Below are 4,429 nucleotides of genomic sequence, written 5' to 3' on the forward strand. Positions count from 1 at the left end.
GTCCGCCACACTGAGCACCCTGTTCTCCGGATCCTTCGCCGATGCCGATCTGCTGGCCCCGGCGCCCGCGGCGATCGTTGTGCTGCTGCTGTGGACCGTGGGAATCGGCGGCTGGAGCTGGTGGACGCTGCGTCACACGGAGCTCTGACCCGCCGGACCCCGCTCTCGGGAACAAGACCCTGTCGGTAGGCGTCGTTATGGTCGATGGCAGGTGATTGCGGGGGTATACGGGAGGGGCGGATGAACGGATCGGGCCCGGCACCGATTGCGCGACGGAGAACCCGGGCGTGCCCGATGGACGCGGTATGAGTGACCCGGTCCCGGATACGGCGGCGAAGGGTGACCGCGCAGAAACCGTGCGCCCATCCGGTCGACGAGATATGAACGAGCCGGGGCAGGCGGCGAAGCGGGCCGGCGGCAGCGGTGCGCAGCCCGGGTGGATCCGCAGGCTGTGGTCGCAATGCCGGCAATATCGCGCCACACTGGCCGGTATCGGGCTGGCACTGGTGGCCGGTGCAGCGGCCGAGATCGTGGCGCCGCTGCTCACAAAATGGGCTGTGGATTCGGCAACCACCGGTGCCACCCGGGTCATCGGTATCGTCGCCGGGCTGCTGGCCGTGCTCGCGGCCGGGCGGTTCGCCGCTTCGTTCGGGCGGCGCATGCTCGCCGGGAAGCTCTCCCTCGATGTCCAGCACGATCTGCGGTTGCAACTGCTGAGCTCGCTGCAACGGCTCGACGGCGCGGGCCAGGACGCACTGCGCACCGGCCAGGTGGTATCCCGCTCCATCACCGACCTGCAACTGGTGCAATCGCTCTTGGCGATGGCACCGCTGTCGGGGATGTCGCTGCTGCAGTTCGTGCTCGCGGCCGGGGTGATGCTGTGGCTGTCCCCACCGCTGGCAGCGGCCGCGTTGCTGATGGTGCCGCTGGTGATCGCCGTGGTGTACCGGATGCGGCCCCGGCTGCACGCCGCCACCTGGTCGGCCCAGCAGCGGGCAGCGGAGCTGGCCCAGCATGTGGAAGAGACGGTCACCGGGGTTCGGGTGGTCAAGGGGTTCGGCCAGGAAGCGCGCATGGTCGATGTGCTGGAACAGCACGGGCGCCGGTTGTTCGCCGAACGGATGCGCGCCGCCGGTATCAACGCCCGCTTCTCCCCCACCCTGGCGGCGATACCGCAGGCAGGTCTGGTGGTGGTGATCGCGCTCGGCGGCTGGCTCGCCCTGCAGGGCAGCATCGGCCTCGGTACCTTCCTCGCCTTCAGCGCCTATGTCACGACGATGACCACCACCGCTCGCACGATGGCGTCGGTGATCATCCTGGCCCAGCTCACCCGCGCCGCGGCCGAACGTGTATATCAGGTGATCGACGCCGGTCCGGCAGTGGCCGATCCGCCACAGCCGGTGCCTGTTCCCGACGGCCCACTGGGAATCGAACTGGAGTCGGTGACCTTCGGTTTCGACCTCGGAGAACCGATACTGCGTGATCTCGACCTGCGGGTACGCCCCGGTGAAACTGTCGCAATCATCGGTCCGGCAGGGTCCGGGAAGACCACCCTTTCACTGCTGCTGCCCAGGTTCTACGCCCCCGATTCCGGCCGGATCCGGCTACTCGGCACGGGCGCCACCGAGCCCGTCGATATCGCCGACGTCGCCGCGGCCCGGTTACGCGCGGCCGTCGGTGTGGTCTTCGACGATCCGTTCCTGTTCAGTTCCAGCGTCGCCGCCAATATCGCACTGGGCCGGCCCGATGCCACCGACGCCGAGATCCGGGAGGCCGCCCGCCAGGCCGCCGCCGACGATTTCGTCGAAGCGCTGCCCGACGGCTACGACACGGTGGTCGGCGAACGCGGACTCACCCTCTCCGGCGGTCAGCGGCAACGGATCGCGCTGGCGCGGGCACTGCTGGCCCGGCCGCGGATTCTCATCCTCGACGACGCCACGTCGGCGGTGGACGCGGTGACCGAAGCGGCCATTTTCGGCGCCCTGCCCGACCGAGGGGCACGGACCACGATCATCCTCGCGCATCGCGAATCCACCCTGTCCCACGCCGACCGGGTGATCCGTCTGCCCGAGCCGGCGACGGCCGTCGTGAGCGGCCCCGCCGCTGTGTCCCAGCGCCTGCCGGTCGCGCAATCCAGGGACCGGATGGCTGCGGCGGCGAATCTCAGCGAAACACCCGAGCTGCGCCGGGAGATCGCCCGCCTGCCCGCGGCCGACGAACAGCCCCGGCTCGACCCCACTCGGCTGCGCCGACCCGATCCGGGTTTCCGGCTGGCACGCCTGCTGCACCCGGTGCGCCTCCTTGTCCTGGCCTCGATGCTGCTACTCGCCCTGGACGCACTCATCGGAATCGGTTTCCCGCCGCTGGTGCGGCACGCCATCGATGCCGGTGTCGCCGGATCCGACCCGGGCGCCCTTGCCGTCACCGCGCTCTTGGGGACGGGACTGGTCCTGGCCGGGTGGGTGGTGGCCGCCGCGACCACCCTGCTCACCTCCCGTACCGGCGAGCGGGTGCTCTACGGGTTGCGGATCCGCAGTTACGCCCATCTACAGCGGCTCGGGCTGGACTACTACGAGCGGGAACTGTCCGGCCGGATCATGACGCGGATGACCACCGATGTCGACGCGCTGTCCACCTTCCTGCAGACCGGTGTATCGACCGCCCTGGTGAGTGCGCTCTCGCTGGCCGGGATCGCGCTCGCCCTGCTGGTGATCGATCCGCCGCTCGCCCTCGTGGTGCTGCTGGGCGTACTCCCGCCGCTGATCATCGCCACGGTGATCTTCCGCCGGGTCTCGTCGGTGGCCTACAGCATCTCCCGGGAACGGGTGTCGACGGTGAACGCCGACTTCCAGGAGAACATCGCCGGCCTGCGCGCCGTTCAGGCCTACCGGCACGAACGGCGTTCGGCGCACCGGTTCGCCGAATACTCGTCCGGCTACCGCCGCAGCCGGATGCGGGCACAGCGGGCCATCGCGCTGTACTTCGGCTTCATGGCGTCGTGGACGGATCTGGCGCTGGCCCTGGTGGTACTCACCGGAGCGCATGCGGTGGCCGCCGGCGAGACCAGCGCCGGCACCCTCATCGCGTTCGTGCTGTACCTGGAACTGCTGTTCGGCCCAGTGCAGCAGCTGTCGCAGGTATTCGACAGTTACCAGCAGGCGCGAGTCGGTCTGCGGCGGATCGGCGAACTGTTGCGCACGCCGTCGTCGATCCGGGCCGACCCGCCCGGCGCCGACCCGCTCACTGCCGGCCTGCGCGGGGATCTGGAGCTCGATGCCGTCCGCTTCCGCTATCCGAGCACCGAGCGCCCCGCACTGGACGAGGTATCGCTGGCCGTGGCGCCGGGCCGGTCACTGGCTCTGGTCGGCGCCACCGGCGCCGGGAAATCCACCATCGTCAAACTGCTGGCCCGGCTCTACGACCTCGCCGAAACCGATTCCGGTACGGTCCGGGCCGACGGGGTGGACATCCGCGACTACCGGCTGGACCGGTTCCGCTCCCGGTTGGGCATGGTCCCGCAGGAAGCTCACCTGTTCACCGGCGATATCGCGAGCAACATCGCCTTCGGGAAACCCTGCGCGACCGAAACCGAGATCGCCGCGGCAGCGCGGGCGGTGGGCGCGGCCGAGATGATCGCCGGCCTCCCCGGCGGAATGCACCGGGCGGTCGGGGAACGCGGGCGCGGCCTGTCCGCCGGTCAGCGCCAGCTCATCGCCTTGGCGCGAGCCCAGCTCGTCGACCCCGATGTGCTGCTCCTCGATGAGGCCACCGCCACCCTCGACCCCGATACCGAAGAGAAAGTGCTGGCAGCCACCGGTTCGCTGGCGCGCAACCGGACGACGGTGGTCGTCGCGCACCGCTTGGCGACCGCCGCACGCGCCGATCGAATCGCCGTTGTTGCGCACGGTCGCATCGTCGAAATCGGGACACACGCCGAGCTGCTGGCGGGCGGCGGAGAGTATGCCCGCCTGTGGACAGCCGCCGGTAACGCCGAAGGAATATTCTCGATAGGAAACGAGTCGTCAACTATGTGGTCGGGGCAGACCGGTGGTCGGTGACCTTGCCGATGGGCACAGGGGCCTATCCTCGTCAGAGGGCGTATCGGTACCCACCCCCCGATCCCCGGTGCCGGGCACGTCACAAACGTCGCAGCGCGAAGAACGGAATGAGGCGAACACCTGCTGTGAGCAGCTCAAAATCCCAGTTCGGTCAGAACCAGTGGCTGGTCGACGAGATGTATCAGAAGTTCAAACAGGATCCATCCTCGGTCGACGCCAGCTGGCACGAGTTCCTCGCCGACTACACTCCCGAGATCTCCGGTGCTACCGGCAACACCAACCAGTCCGCCGCGGCACCGGCGGACACCACGGTGAATTCCGCCCCCGTCCCGGCTGAGGCGGCCTCCATACAGACGCGCGCCGCCGCCCCC

General features: G+C 69.3%; 2 protein-coding genes. Both read left to right on the forward strand.

All coding sequences use genetic code 11. The features are described from left to right. Positions 1 to 380: 380 nt before the first annotated feature. Positions 381 to 4,058: an ABC transporter ATP-binding protein gene (locus NS6_RS30630; protein WP_068049356.1), complete on the forward strand. Its 3,678-nt coding sequence runs from the start codon at positions 381 to 383 to the stop codon at positions 4,056 to 4,058. A 176-nt stretch (positions 4,059 to 4,234) separates the two neighbouring features. Then, positions 4,235 to 4,429: 2-oxoglutarate dehydrogenase E1 subunit family protein (locus NS6_RS36110; protein WP_443093660.1), on the forward strand; the 195-nt coding region annotated here is incomplete at its 3' end.

Source organism: Nocardia speluncae NBRC 108251, from assembly GCF_001613245.1.
In the GTDB taxonomy this organism is placed as follows: Bacteria; Actinomycetota; Actinomycetes; order Mycobacteriales; family Mycobacteriaceae; genus Nocardia; species Nocardia speluncae.